We start from the raw sequence: 17,307 nt of genomic DNA on the forward strand, positions 1-17,307 counted from the left end.
GAGCCGATCATGGCAAGCCCAGTCAAGCGGTCCGACAAGCTGAAGCGCCTCGTGGCGGTGCAACGGCATATCGAGAGAATGTCGGAGAACGAGCTGGCGGCCACGACCCGCTACCGCGCCGAAGTCAACCAGTCGATGGAAGAGACGATCGTCGCGATCGGCTCCATGGATCCTGTCCACCGGCAGTTCGCGCAGCAATATGCCGAACGCTTCGGTCGCCTGACGACCAAGGAAAAGCAGCTCGCGGGCGTCCAGCAGATTCAGGAAATGAAGGTTCTCAAGGAACGCACAAAAGCCGACCGGCTGGAAGAGAACATGAAGGAAGCCCGCGATCACGAGGACCGTGAGGCTGCCGACAATTCCATCTACGAGCTGATCGAGATCACGCTCGCGTCGCAGATGATCAAATAAGCTTCATGCGCGGTTTGAAATGAACGCGCCAGCCTCCAGCAAGCTTCGAAAGTCATAGTCCTGCCATCGCACTGACCCACGGGCTCGAATCGAGCTTGGGATGGGTCATGTGCCATCTCAATCTGTTGCTGTGTGCCGCGCCTGTTCGCACGGGCATACGGCCGTCATGAAAGGATCTGACGTGGCGATTTCACCTCCGAGCGATTTGGTCATGGATGTCGTCCGCGCTGCGGACCCCACGGCTGTCCAAGAGGCGCAGGCAAAGCTGAAGGCGCACAAGGCGGCGTTTGCCGCCACCAGCCTGGCAGAAAACGGCAAGGGCTTCGGTGCCGCGATGAACGTCATCGACATGCCCGCGACCCGCGCAGGCCTCGGCAATCCGGAGCCGGCCGGCAAAGCCGCCGAGATGCCGGACGAATATCGCAAGTTCGAGGCCTCCATTCTCTCGACCTTCGTCAACTCCATGATGCCGAAGGAATCTGAGGATGTTTACGGCAAGGGCTCTGCCGGTGAATTCTGGAAGAGCATGATGTCGGAGAAGATCGCTGACGAAATGTCCAAGAAGGGCGGCGTCGGCATTGCCGAGCAGATGTATTCGCAGGCCGTGCGCCGTGCCGAAAACAACGTCAATCCGACCACCAATGACGACGATCGCAGCCGTGCGGTGAGCATGATTACCGATTTCCAGCGCCAGGTGCTTGGCGTCGGCAAGAAGAATGAGGCCTGATATGATTCAGACTGGGGTAGAGCATATGGAAGTTGTTTCGAACGATTATCGCATCAAGACCGTACTTGGCCGGCTGGAGATGATAATCGACAACGAAAATCAGCGGATCGGTCGCGATCCGGAATTCGACCTCAAGGTCTCGAACGCTCACAAGAGCCGCTGCCTCTATGAACTCACCATGCTGTTCCGCGGCACCGATCCGAAGGAACTGGCGCTCGGTTACATCGACCAGATGCATGGCCTGAAGAACAAGCTGGCCCTGAACGCCCGCCGGGTCGAAGCACATCTGCATGCCGTCCGGGCCGTTGCCGACCTTCTGAAGAGCGCGGCTCGCGAAGCTGATGGCGACGGTACCTACACCCAGGAACAGTTCACCTACGGCGAAGCCTGATGATTAAGCTCCTTCTGACAGGTCTTTGGGTTTGCGTGATCACGCTCGGGGCGGTTTATGCTTCCGTGCAGATCAACAAGCCTGCCCCACCGGTTGATCCGGCAACCAAGAAGAAGGAGATGGAGGAGCTGGTGCGTGGTGAATCGATCACCATTCCGGTTATCTCCAATGGCGCTATCTCCGGATATTTCCTTGGCCGTGTATCGTTCATGATGGACAAGGAAAAGATCAAGGGCCTCAAGCTGCCGATGACGGAGCTGACGACCGATGAGCTCTTCACGCTGCTGATCGGCAACAAGATGGTCGATCTCAGCAAGCCGGGTGCGTTCGATCTCGAGAAATTCCGCTCGAACATCAAGGACAGCCTGAACAAGAAACTGGGCGACGGGCTCGTTGCCGAGGTTCTGGTCGAGCAGCTGGATTATCTTTCGAAGGAAGACATCCGCAACAACGCCTCGCGCGGCAATAAGAACCCCAATCCGGGACAGAAGATTGTCGAAGGCGTAAAAATTGAAGAAGCGCCGAAATCATCGGGCCATTGATCCCAGCCTGACAGCGCCGATTGAAGCCCGCCCCGTGCGGGCCTTTTTCGTACCAGAACCGGGTTGAATCCCGGATAAGAACGGATCGCTCGAATTTTAGCGATTGGTTTAAAGCCGGTTTCAGAGCGCCCTGTTAGAGAAGATGAAATTCGTCTTCTAGGTGGAGCGCATCGATGAACGCATCCGGAGAGTTCCTGGTATCGGAAACGCCCCGAACCCTGTTCGGCCTGCGTGTCTGCGATCTCGGATGGAATGCCGCGTTGGGTCTGGTCGAAGGCCTGATCTCGCTCCGCGGCAACCGCACGACGCTGTCATTTCTTGATGAGCGTGCCTCGCTTCGCCAGATGCTGGATCTCTCCTATCATCATCAGCTCGATCGCAGGCTCCTTCTGCCGTCCGGTGGACGTGCCTTCGGGTTCGTCGCGAAGGCCCTCAAGAAGCGTTATGCCGGCTTGCGATATTCCGCCGAGACTTTCGTGCCGGCATTGCTGACCTATCTGGAACGCCGCTGCATCATCGGGATTGCCGGTGAGGATATGGGGCGGCTTGAGGCTCTTCGCGAGCACTTTGCCCGGCATGCGCCATGGCACGAACTGGTCGTCATCCCACCGGATCAGGATGTTTCGCGCCGCTTCGACGTGGTGATTGTCGACGCTGCAAGTCTTGCCGCAGAGCGGCGCGTCGAAAGGCATCTGGCCGTTATCCGCACCGGAATGGTGGTGATGGCAGGCGACGGACTGTCGAAATTTGCTCGCCGCAAGCTCGATATGCAGGCTGTGCGACGCCAGCATTCGCACAGTCTTCCGTCTTTCGCCTGAGGCGTTAACGCTTTCTTTGCCATAGAAATTTAGACTGTCTTAATTAACGGACCGCCCGAAAGGCGGCAGCGTCAGTTACAGCGGTCATTCCATGTATCAATCGGCCATGTATCAATCGGTGCAAATCGACGAAGACCGGGCGATCGAACCCGCAGCGGAACCGTCAGTCTCCCGGTTCGCGGGGATGCGCGCTGCTGCCGTGAAGATCGGCGCCTTAACCCTGTTCTGCGGCGCGTTACCGCTGCTTTTCACCGACTCCGTGCCTCAGAGATTCACCGCTGCCAGCCGCCTGAAGGTCGAGGCCGCAACCGATGCAGCGATCAATGAAGCGGCCGGCGCACTTCGTTCGAAGGCCAATCTCGACAACCTGATCCATGCGTTGAACCTCACCAATGCCAGCGAGTTTGCCGTCGATCGCCCGAGCGCGGTCCGGATCGTCTCCGACATCGTTTCCGGTCAGGAAATGACGGTTTCACAGGCGGAAAACCGCCTTCGCGAGCGCCTGGCCCAGGCGATCGCCGTCTCTTATGACCGACCAAGTGGCCAGGTATCGATTGCGGTAACAGCCGACGAGGCCACCGAGGCAGTGCGTATCGCCAATATGCTGGGCGGCACGTTCCGTGATGAGATCGCGGCGTCCGGCGCCAAGACTTCTCAGCCGTTGGTGGAAAAGCTGCGCCAGACGCTCGACCGCGCCAGTGCCGCCTTGTCGGGCTTCGTTGGCGAGACCGATGAACAGAAGCTTGCTGAGATGCGCCGCGCCGAAGGCGAGGGGCAGCAGCGCGCCGACGATCTGCAGCAGGCCCAGGCCGAACTCGCCGACCTGAAGCAGAAAGTGCAGCAGGCGGCGGCGATGAAGCTGGAGGACGTGCTGAGCAGGCCGCTTCCTGACAGCCTTGAATATACGGGTCTGGACTATGAGCGTCAGCGGCATGTGGAAGCCAAGCTCGCGCTTGATCAGTTGACCGGCAATCTTGGCCCGCGTCATCCGCGTCTCCAGGCCGCGCAGGCAGCTGTCGATGATATTCGCAGCGATATCCAGACCGCCCTGAAGCAGCTCGTATCGTCGTTGCGGCAGCAGGAAAGCGCCGCCGCAAAGCGTCTCGCCGACCTGAAGGCAAAACAGGTGAAACGTCCCGACGACAAGGAAATCGTTGACGCGGCTGCACGCCTGTCAAACCTGGAAGCTGCGGTCGATGAAGCGCGTCGTAACTATCTGGAAGCTCTGCATCGTGCCGAGGCCGATACCGGCAAATCGGCGCCGCAGGTGAAGGTTCTTGCCGCGGCGACCGTCGAGGATGCCGCGCGGCTAGGGCCGTCCGTTCTCGAAATCTGCGCCGGCGGCGCGTTGATCGGCTTCTGCCTCGGTGGGGCTCTTACCTTCCTGACCCGCCGGAAGGTGGCAGCAGAAGCCGAAGATGCGGAACTCGCTGCCGAACCGGAAGCGATCGACGCTCATTGGCAGGTCGATCTGCTCGATGAAGCGGACGACACCGACGAACGGCTGGAGCCACAATATCAGGAACCTGTCTATCGTGAACCGGCCCACAGCGAGCCCGCTTATGTTCCGCCGAAAGACTATCGGCAGGAGCAGGTCCGCAATCGCCATCCGGCTCCCGCAAACGACACTCCGTTCGGTGACCATATCCGCGATATGCTGATGGCGAACCGCCGACCTGCTGAAAGTGATGATCTTCCGCCGCTGGTTGCAGCGGTCCTGTCCGGCCGCGTCAGCCAGTTCCCGGAATATGCCGCGCCGCGGATTTCCGAAGAGGAGCTTCACAAGGCTGAAGAGCTTCGCGAACTGCGCCGCAACATGGCGGAATTGCGCGAGCGCGTCGAAACCTATTCCGCTAGCCGTAGCAGCGGCCGACGTTAAGAGCTGCGACATCGAATCCGCTTGCTTTTGCCCCCGGCGACCAGCATAGCCGTTGGTAATAAGCTCAGTCTGCCTTATGTATACATGAGCGGCGTTTTTGAAGCGGGAGGTTCGCGTGGCGACAGTGATCGATGGGAAAGAAGCGGCAGCATCCGTGATCGCTGCGGTAACTGAAGCGACCGGCTCCCTGGAGAAGGCAACTGGCGTCAAGCCCGGCCTCGCGGTCGTCATCGTCGGCAATGATCCGGCCAGCCACGCCTATGTGAATTCCAAAAGCAAGATGGCCAAGCAGTGCGGTTTCAACTCGATCCAGCACAGCTTGCCGGAAGAAACCTCCCAGGAAGCGCTTGAAAAGCTTGTGGCCGAGCTAAATGCCGATCCGGCAGTGCACGGCATCCTCGTTCAGCTTCCCCTGCCGAAACATCTGAATGCCGAGCCGGTCATCCTCTCCGTCTCGCCTGAAAAGGATGTCGATGGCCTGCACGTCGTCAACGCCGGCAAGATCGCCACCGGCGACCTGTCGACCGGTCTTATCTCCTGCACCCCGGCGGGCTCCATGCTGCTGGTCAAGCGTATACACGGCGAAGACCTGTCCGGCCTCAACGCCGTCGTTATCGGCCGCTCGAACCTGTTCGGCAAGCCGATGGGCCTGCTTCTGCTCGCTGCCAATGCGACCGTCACCATGGCGCATTCCAAGACCAAGGATCTCGCCGGCGTCTGCGGCAATGCCGATATCCTTGTCGCAGCCGTTGGCCGTCCGCAGATGGTCAAGGCCGATTGGGTAAAGCCCGGCGCGACCGTGATTGATGTCGGCATCAACCGTGTTCCGGCGCCAGACAAGGGCGAGGGCAAGAGCCGCCTCGTCGGCGACGTCGCTTATGCGGAAGCTGCTGAAGTCGCGGGCGCCATCACTCCGGTTCCTGGCGGCGTCGGCCCGATGACCATCGCCATGCTGATGGCTAACACCGTGATCGCTGCCTATCGCACGGCCGGCAAAACCGCTCCGAAATTTTGATCTTTTCCGGACGGATTTTTTCATTTGTTCCACGTCGCAGCCGGAGGGGTTGACTCCTCCGGTAGCGCGTTAAATCTCTCCCATGAACTGGAACTCCCGGCAGGGTAGTAAGCCGGGGCAATGGGAGGATAATTTCATGAAGGCATCATTTTGGATCGGCACGGCTCTTGCGGCTCTTGTCGCCGGCGGTGCGGTCGCTCAGGAGTTGAAATTTCCTCCGGGCCAGGATTCTCGTTTCAACTGGAAGAGCTACGAAGACTTCAAGGCTGCCAATGCCAGCCTGAAGGGCCAGCCACTGACAATCTTCGGCCCCTGGCGGGGTGAGGATGAGGCACTTTTCACCAGCGTGCTCGCCTATTTCAAGGCCGCGACCGGTATCGACGCAAAGTATTCGTCCTCCGAAAACTACGAACAGCAGATCGTCATCGACACGTCCGCGGGTTCGCCACCGAACATCGCCATCCTGCCGCAGCCCGGCCTGCTCGCCGACCTCGCGAGCAAAGGGTTCCTGGTGCCGCTGGGTGACCAGAACGCCAAGTGGATCAAGGACAATTACGGCGCCGGCGACAGCTGGATCGGTTACGGCACCTATAAGGGCAAGGACGGCAAGGACGCTTTCTACGCCTTCCCCTACAAGGCCGACGTGAAATCGCTGGTCTGGTACGTGCCAGAAAACTTCGAGGAAGCCGGCTACGAAGTGCCGAAGACCATGGAGGACCTGTTCAAGCTCAGCGATCAGATCGTCGCTGACGGTGGTGTTCCGTGGTGCATCGGCCTCGGCTCCGGCGGCGCCACGGGCTGGCCGGCAACTGACTGGGTGGAAGACATGATGCTCCGCACCCAGAAGCCGGAGGTCTATGACAAATGGGTGAGCAATCAGATCAAGTTCGACGATCCGGCCGTGGTTGGCGCCATCGAGGAATTCGGCAAGTTCGCCAAGAAGGCGGAATATGTCAGCGGCGGCGTGGCAGCGGTCTCCTCGACCGACTTCCGCGACAGCCCGAAGGGTCTCTTCGACATTCCGCCGAAATGCTACCTGCATCATCAGGCATCGTTCATCCCGTCCTTCTTCCCGGAGGGCAAGCAGCTCGGCAAGGACGCAGACTTCTTCTACATGCCGACCTATGCCTCCAAGGCCGATCTCGGCAAGCCGGTGCTCGGCGCCGGTACGCTGGTGGCGATCACCAAGGATAGCCCGGCCGCCAAAGCCTTTGTCGAATTCCTGAAAACGCCGATCGCTCATGAAGTCTGGATGGCTCAATCCGGCTTCCTGACGCCGTTCAAGGGCGTGAAGCCGGAAGCCTATGGCAACGACACGCTGCGCAAGGAAGGCGAGTTGCTGATTACCGCCACGACCTTCCGTTTCGACGGTTCCGACCTGATGCCCGGCAAGATCGGCGCCGGCGCCTTCTGGACCGGCATGATCGATTTCGTCGGCGGCAAGGATGGGAAGACGGTCGGAACGGCCATTCAGAAGGCTTGGGATGGGCTGAAGTAGCTGCCCCTCACCCTAACCCTCTCCCCGCACACGGGGAGAGGGGACGTGCCCAATGCGACGCCTGAGATTGGGGAGCCGGTGCGGCATATCACCTTCTCCCCGCGGGCGGGGAGAAGGTGGCGGCAGCCGGATGAGGGGCGCGCCACGACCATTGAAAGCAGATAAAACAAGATCCGCATAGAACGGTGAATGGAGGAGGGGAGCATGGTAACTCAAATCGCCACAGCCATTGGGGTCATGGTGGCCGGGGTATTCGCCTGTGCCTTGTACTATTGGCTGTCGGACAAGACCCTCCAGCTCGTTTTCCCCGTGCCGGACGACAATGTCCGCACGGCTTCGCGCAACCTCAACCGTCGCGCTGTCGTCCGCCCCTGGCTCTTCCTGGGTCCCGCACTTCTTCTACTCGTCGTCTACCTCGTTTATCCGGTCGTCGCGACGTTCATCCTCTCCTTCTACGATCGCTCAGGGACCAATTTCGTCGGCCTTTCAAACTACGCCTGGGCCGTTCAGGATGCGCAGTTCCGCCAGTCGATCTTCAACAATATCCTCTGGCTCGCCGTCGTGCCGGCGGCTTGCACCTTCTTCGGCCTCGTCATTGCCGTGCTGACCGACCGTATCTGGTGGGGCAATATTGCCAAGAGCCTGGTCTTCATGCCGATGGCGATCTCCTTCGTCGGCGCTTCTGTCATCTGGAAGTTCATCTACGAATATCGCGGCGGCACCGAAACGCAGATCGGCTTGTTGAACTCCATCGTCACCTGGCTCGGCGGCAACCCGCAGGTATGGATCTCGCTGCCGCTCTGGAACAATTTCTTCCTGATGATCATCCTCATCTGGATCCAGACGGGTTTTGCCATGGTCATCCTCTCGGCTGCACTACGCGGCATTCCGGAAGAGACGATCGAGGCGGCGGTCATCGACGGCGCAAACGGCTGGCAGATCTTCTGGAAGATCATGGTGCCGCAGATCTGGGGCACGATCGCCGTCGTCTGGACGACGATCACCATCCTTGTCCTCAAAGTCTTCGATATCGTCCTGACCATGACCAACGGCCAGTGGAACACGATGGTTCTGGCAAACCTGATGTTCGACTGGATGTTCCGCGGTGGCGGCGATAGCGGCCGAAGTGCGGTCATAGCACTGATCATCATGGCGGCCGTCACGCCGATCATGGTCTGGAACATCCGCCAGGCGAACCGCGAAACGGGAGGTCATTGAGATGAGCGCAGTCGTCAATCTCCGCCGCATCGGCCTTCCTCGCCTTTTCGTGCATGCATCGGTTCTGCTGATCTGCATCATCTGGCTGATCCCGACGCTCGGCATCCTCGTCACCTCGATCCGCGAAAAGGATCAGATTGTCGCTTCCGGCTGGTGGACCGCCTTCAGCAGTTCGACCCAAACCACGCAAGGTCGCCTGGGTGCACCTTCCACCGCCAAGCAGGAAGGTTCCAACTATGTCATCACCGGCTCCGTTTTTGAGCCGGGCAAAAGCGGTACGGTCAAAGCCTTCGGCAGCCGCGTCGCTGCACCTTCTGAATTCGCAGCCGGCACCAATGCCGATATCCGCAATGGCGAAATGCTGCAGATCAACGAGGACGGCAGCTATCGTTATACCAAGAACGCACCCTTCACCGGCGATCAGGGTCGCCGCATCTATCTCGCGGTCGCCAGCCCGCCGAGCTTTACGACGGCAAACTACAACACTGTCCTGAACGCCGAGGGCATCGGCCAGTCCTTCATCAATTCGCTGACGGTGGCGATCCCCGCGACGATCATCCCGATCCTGATCGCCGCCTTTGCAGCCTATGCTCTTTCCTGGATGGAGTTTCCCGGCCGCGCATTGATTATCGCCGTCGTGGTCGGCCTGATCGTCGTGCCGCTACAGATGTCGCTGATCCCGCTGCTCAAACTTTATAACGAGGTCGGCAATCTCTTTGGCGTGCCGTCGAAGACCTATGCTGGCATCTGGCTGGCGCATACCGCCTTCGGCATGCCGCTCGCCATCTATCTGCTGCGCAACTACATCGCCGGCCTGCCGAAGGAGATCATCGAATCCGCCCGCGTCGATGGTGCCAGCGATTTCGAAATCTTCATGAAGATCGTCCTGCCGCTATCCTTCCCGGCTTTGGCCTCTTTCTCTATCTTCCAGTTCCTCTGGGTCTGGAATGACCTGCTGGTGGCGATCGTTTTCCTCGGCACCGCCAAGGATCAGCTCGTCCTGACCGGCAGCCTGAACGCGCTTCTGGGCTCGCGCGGCGGCAACTGGGAAATCCTCACGGCCTCGGCGTTCATCACCATCATCGTACCGCTTCTGGTCTTTTTTGGCCTGCAAAGATATCTGGTTCGTGGACTGCTGGCCGGCTCCGTCAAGGGCGGCTGAGCGCAACGGATCACACTCGAAAACGACGGGATATTGAATGACGATTGCAGCAGAAACCTCCGCGGTGCCCGACAAGGATTGGTGGCGCGGAGCCGTTATCTATCAGATCTATCCGCGTTCCTATCAGGACTCGAACGGCGACGGCATCGGCGACCTGAAGGGTATCACTGCGCGCCTGCCGCACATCTCGGCCCTAGGCGCCGATGCCATCTGGATTTCGCCCTTCTTTCCGTCGCCGATGAAGGATTTCGGTTACGACGTGTCGAATTACACGGACGTCGATCCGATGTTCGGCTCGCTGTCGGATTTCGACGGACTGATTTCGGAAGCCCATCGCCTCAACATCAAGGTGATGATCGACCTCGTGATGTCGCACAGTTCGGACCAGCACCATTGGTTCATCGAAAGCCGCTCCAGCCGCGTCAATCCCAAGGCCGACTGGTATGTCTGGGCCGATGCCAAGCCGGACGGCACGCCGCCCAACAACTGGCTGTCTATCTTCGGCGGGTCCGCCTGGCACTGGGACCCGACCCGCATGCAATATTACATGCACAACTTCCTGACCTCACAGCCGGACATGAACCTGCATAATCCGGAAGTTCAGGACGCGTTGCTGGACATGACCCGCTTCTGGCTGAAACGCGGCGTTGACGGTTTCCGGCTCGATACGATCAATTTTTACTTCCACGACAAGGATTTGCGCGACAACCCGGCGCTCGATCCGTCGCGCCGCAACGCCTCCACCGCGCCAGCCGTCAACCCCTACAATTTCCAGGAACATCTCTACGACAAGAACCGTCCGGAAAATCTGGAATTCCTGAAGCGTTTTCGCGCCGTGCTCGACGAGTTCCCGGCCATCGCGGCGGTCGGTGAAGTCGGCGACAGCCAGCGCGGCCTGGAAATCGTCGGCGAATATACCGCCGGCACCGACAAGATGCAGATGTGCTACGCCTTCGAATTCCTGGCGCCGGATCCGTTGACGCCGGCGCGTGTCGCCGAGGTGCAGAATTCGTTTGCGGTCGCGGCCCCCGATGGCTGGGCGTGCTGGGCTTTCTCCAACCACGACGTGGTCCGCCATGTCAGCCGTTGGGGCCAGGATGTGCTCGACCGTGATGGTTACGCCAAGATGGCCTCCGCCATCCTGATGACCCAGCGCGGTTCGGTCTGCATCTATCAGGGCGAAGAGCTTGGCCTGACCGAGGCGGATATCGCCTATGCCGACCTGCAGGATCCTTACGGCATCCAGTTCTGGCCGGAATTCAAGGGCCGCGACGGTTGCCGCACGCCGATGGTCTGGGACAGCCAGGCCATGCAGGCGGGCTTCTCGACGGCGGAAAAGACCTGGCTGCCGATCCCGGTCGAACACCAGTTGCGTGCCGTCGGAGCACAGTATGGCGACCCGGCTTCGGTGCTGGAGCAATACCGCCGCTTCCTCGCCTTCCGCAAACAGCATCCGGCCTTTGCCAAGGGCGAGATTGCTTTCCTGCCCGAGGATGGCGCGGTACTCGGTTACGAGCGCCGGTTCGGCAACGAGACCGTGCTCTGCCTGTTCAACATGAGCGCGTCGGAGGCTGCGATCGATTTGCCGGCTGGCGATTGGGAAGTGCTGACCGGCCACGGGTTCGAGGCCGGTCTGGAAGATCGGCGAGTGACACTGCCGGCCTGGGGGGCGTTCTTCGCCCGCCATGTTTGACTATGGAAACATTGTACCGGCGGGCCCCTCATCCGCCTGCCGGCACCTTCTCCCCGCTGGGGAGAAGGGACAGATGCCGCAGCGTCGCCGCTTCTCCTCTCCCCTCGGGGAGAGGGTGGCCGAGCGAAGCGGAGGCCGGGTGAGGGGGTTACGGATCGAAGCATTCAAGAATAAATGGGAGAGGAAATCATGGCTGCAGTGACACTCAAGGACATCCGCAAGGCATATGGCCAGGTGAAGGTGCTGCACGGCATCGATCTGGACATTGCCCAGGGTGAGTTCGTGGTTTTCGTCGGCCCCTCGGGCTGCGGCAAGTCCACGTTGCTGCGCATGATTTCCGGCCTCGAAAGCATCACCGGCGGCGAGATGTCCATCGACGGGCAGCTCGTCAACGACGTGCCGCCGTCACGACGCGGCATCGCCATGGTCTTCCAGTCCTACGCGCTTTATCCGCATTACACCGTCTACGACAACATGGCCTTCGGCATGCGGATTGCCAAGGAAAACAAAGACGAGATCGATCGCCGGGTGCGCTCGGCGGCGAATATCCTGCAGCTGACGCCCTATCTCGACCGCCTGCCCAAGGCGCTGTCCGGCGGCCAGCGCCAGCGCGTCGCGATCGGTCGCGCCATCTGCCGCAATCCGAAAGTCTTCCTGTTCGACGAGCCGCTGTCCAACCTCGATGCCGCACTGCGCGTCGCGACCCGCATCGAGATCGCCAAGCTCAAGGAGGCGATGCCGGATACGACGATGATCTACGTCACGCACGACCAGGTCGAGGCGATGACGCTTGCAGACCGTATCGTCGTGCTGTCGGCCGGCCATATCGAGCAGGTCGGTCCGCCGCTGGAACTGTACGAGCGGCCCAAGAACCTCTTCGTCGCCCGCTTCATCGGCTCACCGGCGATGAACATCATTCCGGCCACGGTAAGCGAGACGGGAGAGAGCACCACCGTCTCTCTGAAAGGCGGCAAGTCCGTCCGCGTTCCGGTGCCGACTGCGGCATCCGAAAAGGGCAAGACGACCAGCTTCGGCGTGCGCCCCGAAGACCTGACGATCGCCACCGGCGAGGATTATCTTTTCGAAGGGACGATTTCGATCGTCGAGGCGCTTGGCGAGGTGACATTGCTTTATGTCGAAGGCCTTGCCGAAAACGAGCCGATCATCGCGAAAATTCCCGGTATTCTGGACATCAGGAAAGGCCAGACGATGCGCTTCTCGGCTGATCCGAAGAAACTGCATCTTTTCGATGCAGAAGGTAAGACCTACCGTATTTAAGCGGTAACTGCATATTTACTATGCTGTTGCTTGGTGCGGGCCACGTTGTGCCATTGTGATACCTCCTCACCATCTGTTAAATTTCAGCATTTAATCTTCTTTCCATGAAAAGGAGAGATGACGTGAGTGCTGCACCGGGGAACAAGCCTAGCTACCTGAACAAGGAAGAGTCTTTCATGTACGACCGCGAGAAGCGGTTCAAGATGGAAGACACGATGAACGCAGCTCGTATCGAGTACACGGAAAAAGGCGTGATGAACATGGCGCAGCGCCGCTGCGACGTTCTCCGCATCTCGCAGAGCGAAGCGGTTCTCGGCATTCTCACGCAATACAATCTGCCCCAGCAGTTCTACCTCGATATCCCGGATGCCCGCATCACGAAGGTCGGTTGCCTGCTGATGCGCGCCAATTCCAACAACACGATCCAGGTTCGCTTCCTGCGCCTGCTGTCGGAAAAGGAGATGAACCGCATCTTCGTTTTCTCGACGCATCCGAACCACAAGGATCGCACGATCGATATCCGCGCCTGGTAAGATCGCGCTGCTTTCCAATCCGTGTCGCCCGAAACCATTTCTGGTCTCGGGCGATTTGCTTTTTATGGCCCGGTATTAAGCCTTCTTGGCCAGCGTCTCGGCAACAAGCGGCTTGAGTTTCACGTCCGGCAATTCGGTAAAGGCGATGTCCTCGCGGCCGAAATAGCTCTTCTGGTTGATTGCCGACCAGTCATTGCAGACGATTCTGTAGCGCTGCTTGCCTTCCGGCGCCTTCGGCGACGCATAGAGGAAATCGCCGGTGCGGGTGGCAAGCGGGATGTTGCCATCCTGGTTGCAACGGGCGAGGATGGCGGTCAGCACCGCCGCGTCCACTTCCGAGACCATTAATTTGCCTTCGAAGCGCAGGCCGGCATTGTAGTCGAACCGTGTCACGTCGCCGGCCGGCAGACCGGTGCCGAAAGATGTGTGGCCGATGAAGCCGATATCGGCTCCGGCCTTCGCCGCCATCGCTTCCGAGCTGAAACGGGCGAGTTCGCCAAGCGTCATGGCCTTGGAGGTTTTGGCGATAACGGCGCGCTCCTCTTCCTTCAGGTGCTTGGCAAGCACGGCCGGGATGAGATCCTTCAACACGGAAGAGGAGGGAGCCGCGCGGTCGATCTCGACGCGGGCGAGTTCTGGCGCCTTGCCGGCCGCCTTGAAGGTGGCGACCATGATTGCCGAAGACCAGGAGCCGGTATGGATATAGCGGGTCTCGCCCTGGTTATGGGTCAGCGTCAGGTGGTCATGACCGCCGATCATCAGGGTGCCATCCGGAATGATCGGTAGAATATCGCGATCCGGTACGACACCTGCATGGCTGAGCACGATATTGACGCCTTCGCCAGCCAGGAGCGAGGGAAGATTGGCCTTCGCCCATTCGACCGGCTTCGGGATGTCCATCATCTCGCGGGTCGGCTTCGGATAGGTGCCGAGCGCATCGGTCGCAAAAGCGGCGAGCTTCACCTTGAGGCCGCCGATTTCCATCACCTTACCGGCATCCGCATAGGGCTTGCCGGTGCGTTTGTCGGTGATGTTGCTGAGCACGGTGACGCCAAGACCACGGGCGCGTTCGACGAAATGGGCAAGATCGTTGTCGAGATCCGGCTCATGATTGCCGATATTGACGACGGTCGGCGCAAGCTTGGCAAGGGCGCCGAGGAAAGCCCAGTCGATCTCGCCGGCGGATCGTGTGGCGACGACATTGCCGAGTTCGAAGATGTCACCGTTGATCAGGATGAGCTGCGGCACGCTGGCCGCGGCTACCTGTTTCTCGACGACGTCCAGCAATTGGCCCATGCGCTCATAAGCCGAATGCAGATCGGAGAGGATGATCGCCTGAAAGCCCTGGTCGGCAGCCATGACCGGCATTGGGACGAAGGGCACCATGGAAGCCGACGCCAGCAGGGTCAGCAGGTCGCGGCGAGTAATCTGAACGGTCATCGGTACGTCTCCCAAGCAATGTGTTCGCTTGGGAGTTTCTTAGAAATCGCTGAAGACAACCGTGTGACGCGTGCTGCCGGCCGATCAGGCGAAGACGCTTGCCCCGTGTTCCGCATGGCCGACATTGCGGCGGAAGGCGGCGAAGAGTTCGCGGCCCATCCCGAATTCATTGTCGGAAAGGTCGATGACGACGGCTTCCCGCGAAGCGAGTTCGGTCGCGTCCACCAGCACTTCCAGCGTGCCCTTGACGGCATCGAGCCGGATCATGTCGCCGTTGCGGATCTTGGAGATCGGGCCGCCGAGTGAGGCTTCCGGTGTCACATGGATAGCGGCCGGCACCTTGCCGGATGCGCCGGACATGCGGCCGTCGGTGACCAGCGCCACCTTGAAGCCGCGATCTTGCAGCACGCCGAGCGGCGGAGTAAGGCGGTGCAGTTCCGGCATGCCGTTCGCCTGCGGGCCCTGGAAGCGCACGACGGCGATGAAATCGCGGTTCAGCTCTCCGCGCTTGAAAGCGTCCTGCAATTCCTGCTGGCCGTGGAAAACGACGGCCGGTGCCTCGACGATATGCCGCTCCGGCTTGACCGCGGAAATCTTGATGACCGAACGGCCGATATTGCCGGACAGCATCTTGAGGCCGCCGGTCGCCTGGAACGGTGCATCGACCGTCGTCAGCACTTTCGGATCGCCGCTTTCATCGGGGATCGCCTGACGGGTCACATTGCCCTTTTCATCCAGCTTTGCCTCCACCGTATAGGCTTCGAGCCCGTGGCCGAAGACCGTGCGGACATCGTCATGCACATAACCATTCTTCAGGAGCTGCTTGATGAGGAAGCCCATGCCACCGGCGGCGTGGAAATGGTTCACGTCGGCAAGCCCGTTGGGATAGACGCGAGCGAGCAACGGCACGACGTCGGACAGTTCGGAAATGTCCTGCCACGTCAGCTTGATGCCGGCAGCCGCTGCCATGGCGACGAGGTGCATCGTGTGATTCGTCGAGCCGCCCGTTGCGTGCAGGCCGACAACGCCGTTGACGATCGAGCGCTCGTCGATCATCTCGCCGGCCGGCGTGAATTCGTTGCCAAGAGCGGTAATCGCCAACGCGCGCTTGGCCGCCTCGCGCGTCAGTGCATCACGCAGCGGCGTGCCCGGATTGACGAAGGAGGAACCGGGCAGATGGAAGCCCATGATCTCCATCAGCATCTGGTTGGAATTGGCGGTGCCGTAGAACGTACAGGTGCCGGGGCCGTGGTAGGATTTGGACTCCGACTCCAGCAGTTCGGCGCGGCCGACCTTGCCTTCCGCATAAAGCTGGCGGGTCTTGGCCTTTTCGTCGTTCGGAAGACCCGTGGTCATCGGCCCTGCCGGGACGAATACCGAAGGCAGATGGCCGAAAGTCAGCGCAGCAATCGTCAGGCCAGGGACGATCTTATCGCAGATGCCGAGGAAGACGGCCGCATCGAACATGTTGTGCGACAGGCCGATGCCGGCTGCCATGGCGATCGCATCGCGGGAGAACAGCGACAGTTCCATGCCGGCTTCGCCCTGGGTCACGCCGTCGCACATGGCCGGCACGCCGCCGGCCACCTGGGCGACACCGCCGGCTTCTTTGGCGGCCTGCCGGATCAGCGCCGGATAAGTCTCGTACGGCTGATGGGCCGAAAGCATGTCGTTATAGGAGGTGATGATGCCGAGGTTCGGGACGACGTCTCCTGCGAGCGCGGCCTTCTCGGCGGGGGAACAGGCTGCAAAGCCGTGGGCGAGGTTGGCGCAGGAGAGGGCGGCGCGATGCGGGCCTTTTGCGGCTGCCCGTTTCACCCGGTCGAGATAGGCCTCGCGATGGGGTTTCGAGCGTTCGACGATACGGGCGGTGATCGCCTCGATCCTGGAATGGGCGGCCATGTCATGTCCTCTTTTCATCGATCCCGGCCTGGGAGCGGCCAGGGTGATGAAGCCCTGACCAACCGGGATCGCTGTCGTTGCAAATTCGGGAGCGCTTAAGGCGCCCAGTAGATATCGACGATCGATACGGAGCGGGTCAGCACGGCGCGGATCGGCATTTCGGACTCGTCGGAGCCTGAATTTGCCTGTTGCAGCACGTCCTTCTTGCCCTGGCCTTCGATATGCAGCGCCAGGAAGCGGGCGTCCGCAAGGCTGGCGAAGGAGAAGGTCAGGCGTTCTTCGCCGGCGCCTTCCGCCTGCATGGTCAGGATGCCGCGCGGACCGGAAAGGTCGAGCGCCTGATCTAGATTGTTGCCGCGCGGGAAGAACGAGGCGGTATGACCGTCACCACCCATGCCGAGGATCGCCACATCGAACGGATTGCCGATGCCGGCAGTCTCTTCCGTCGCCTTCACGGCGGCATCCTCGATCGAGGCCACGTCATAATAGAGCGGAATGAACTTGGCGGCTGCGGCCTTGTCCTTCAGCAGATGCGTTGCCACCAGCTTGTGGTTGGAGCGATCGCTGTCGGCCGGCACGAAACGTTCGTCGACCAGCGTCACCGTCACCTTGGCCCAGTCGATATCCCGCGTCGAAAGCGTCTCGAAGAAACGCTTCGGCGTCGAGCCGCCGGAGACCGCGATCGAGGCTGTGCCCCGGTCGCGGATTGCGGCTGCGAGGCGTGCCGCAACCTCGTCCGCCAAGGTGGCGGCGAGGGCTGCGGCATCCGGAAATTCATGCATATGCGCAGTCATTGCGGT

The 17,307-nt window shown here is 60.5% G+C and carries 16 protein-coding genes; 13 read left to right on the forward strand and 3 right to left on the reverse strand.

Annotated features, from left to right (window positions below; translation table 11 throughout):
* Nucleotides 1-9: 9 nt before the first annotated feature.
* From KX729_RS04785 to KX729_RS04845, 13 genes are all read left to right on the forward strand, one after another.
* Nucleotides 10-411 carry a hypothetical protein gene (locus tag KX729_RS04785; RefSeq protein ID WP_219741307.1) on the forward strand — a complete coding sequence of 134 codons (402 nt, stop codon included), beginning with the start codon at nucleotides 10-12 and terminating at the stop codon, nucleotides 409-411.
* Between the two features lie 181 nt (nucleotides 412-592).
* A complete protein-coding gene (locus KX729_RS04790; RefSeq protein WP_219741308.1) occupies nucleotides 593-1,138 on the forward strand; it encodes a rod-binding protein in 546 nt (181 codons plus the stop codon).
* Nucleotides 1,139-1,163: 25 nt separating this feature from the next.
* Complete coding sequence (locus tag KX729_RS04795; protein ID WP_219741835.1) at nucleotides 1,164-1,529, forward strand: hypothetical protein; 366 nt, start codon at nucleotides 1,164-1,166, stop codon at nucleotides 1,527-1,529.
* Nucleotides 1,529-2,071 (forward strand): hypothetical protein, encoded by a 543-nt coding sequence (locus tag KX729_RS04800; protein ID WP_219741309.1) that lies wholly within the window; start codon nucleotides 1,529-1,531, stop codon nucleotides 2,069-2,071. Before KX729_RS04795 ends, KX729_RS04800 begins: the two co-directional genes overlap by 1 nt.
* Nucleotides 2,072-2,244: 173 nt before the next feature.
* The gene (locus tag KX729_RS04805) at nucleotides 2,245-2,889 is read left to right on the forward strand and encodes a hypothetical protein (protein ID WP_219741310.1); all 645 of its coding nucleotides are present in this window, start codon (nucleotides 2,245-2,247) and stop codon (nucleotides 2,887-2,889) included.
* Nucleotides 2,890-3,073: 184 nt separating this feature from the next.
* Entirely contained in the window at nucleotides 3,074-4,768 is a 1,695-nt protein-coding gene (locus tag KX729_RS04810; protein WP_219741311.1) for a GumC domain-containing protein, read from the forward strand.
* A 115-nt stretch (nucleotides 4,769-4,883) separates the two neighbouring features.
* Complete coding sequence (folD, locus tag KX729_RS04815) at nucleotides 4,884-5,783, forward strand: bifunctional methylenetetrahydrofolate dehydrogenase/methenyltetrahydrofolate cyclohydrolase FolD (RefSeq protein WP_219741312.1); 900 nt, start codon at nucleotides 4,884-4,886, stop codon at nucleotides 5,781-5,783.
* Between the two features lie 136 nt (nucleotides 5,784-5,919).
* Nucleotides 5,920-7,281 (forward strand): ABC transporter substrate-binding protein, encoded by a 1,362-nt coding sequence (locus KX729_RS04820; protein WP_219741313.1) that lies wholly within the window; start codon nucleotides 5,920-5,922, stop codon nucleotides 7,279-7,281.
* Nucleotides 7,282-7,485: 204 nt separating this feature from the next.
* Nucleotides 7,486-8,499, forward strand: a complete 1,014-nt coding sequence (locus tag KX729_RS04825) for a carbohydrate ABC transporter permease (protein ID WP_219741314.1) — start codon at nucleotides 7,486-7,488, stop codon at nucleotides 8,497-8,499.
* 1 nt (nucleotide 8,500) lies between these two features.
* Entirely contained in the window at nucleotides 8,501-9,661 is a 1,161-nt protein-coding gene (locus KX729_RS04830; protein ID WP_219741315.1) for a carbohydrate ABC transporter permease, read from the forward strand.
* 37 nt (nucleotides 9,662-9,698) lie between these two features.
* Complete coding sequence (gene bglA, locus KX729_RS04835) at nucleotides 9,699-11,354, forward strand: beta-galactosidase BglA (RefSeq protein WP_219741316.1); 1,656 nt, start codon at nucleotides 9,699-9,701, stop codon at nucleotides 11,352-11,354.
* A 189-nt stretch (nucleotides 11,355-11,543) separates the two neighbouring features.
* Nucleotides 11,544-12,632, forward strand: coding sequence for an ABC transporter ATP-binding protein (locus KX729_RS04840; protein WP_219741317.1), 1,089 nt, complete (start codon nucleotides 11,544-11,546; stop codon nucleotides 12,630-12,632).
* 176 nt (nucleotides 12,633-12,808) lie between these two features.
* Nucleotides 12,809-13,165 carry a hypothetical protein gene (locus KX729_RS04845; protein ID WP_219741836.1) on the forward strand — a complete coding sequence of 119 codons (357 nt, stop codon included), beginning with the start codon at nucleotides 12,809-12,811 and terminating at the stop codon, nucleotides 13,163-13,165.
* A 75-nt stretch (nucleotides 13,166-13,240) separates the two neighbouring features.
* Here the strand turns inward: KX729_RS04845 and KX729_RS04850 are convergent, their stop codons facing one another.
* The 3 genes from KX729_RS04850 to pgl form a co-directional block, all read right to left on the reverse strand.
* Nucleotides 13,241-14,605, reverse strand: a complete 1,365-nt coding sequence (locus KX729_RS04850; RefSeq protein ID WP_219741318.1) for a metallophosphoesterase — start codon at nucleotides 14,603-14,605, stop codon at nucleotides 13,241-13,243.
* A gap of 84 nt (nucleotides 14,606-14,689) precedes the next feature.
* Nucleotides 14,690-16,507 carry a phosphogluconate dehydratase gene (gene edd, locus KX729_RS04855; protein ID WP_219741319.1) on the reverse strand — a complete coding sequence of 606 codons (1,818 nt, stop codon included), beginning with the start codon at nucleotides 16,505-16,507 and terminating at the stop codon, nucleotides 14,690-14,692.
* A 95-nt stretch (nucleotides 16,508-16,602) separates the two neighbouring features.
* Nucleotides 16,603-17,301 (reverse strand): 6-phosphogluconolactonase, encoded by a 699-nt coding sequence (pgl, locus tag KX729_RS04860; protein ID WP_219741320.1) that lies wholly within the window; start codon nucleotides 17,299-17,301, stop codon nucleotides 16,603-16,605.
* Nucleotides 17,302-17,307: the final 6 nt, after the last annotated feature.

Origin of the sequence: Neorhizobium populisoli (genome assembly GCF_019430945.1) — a bacterium.
Taxonomy (GTDB): domain Bacteria; phylum Pseudomonadota; class Alphaproteobacteria; order Rhizobiales; family Rhizobiaceae; genus Neorhizobium; species Neorhizobium populisoli.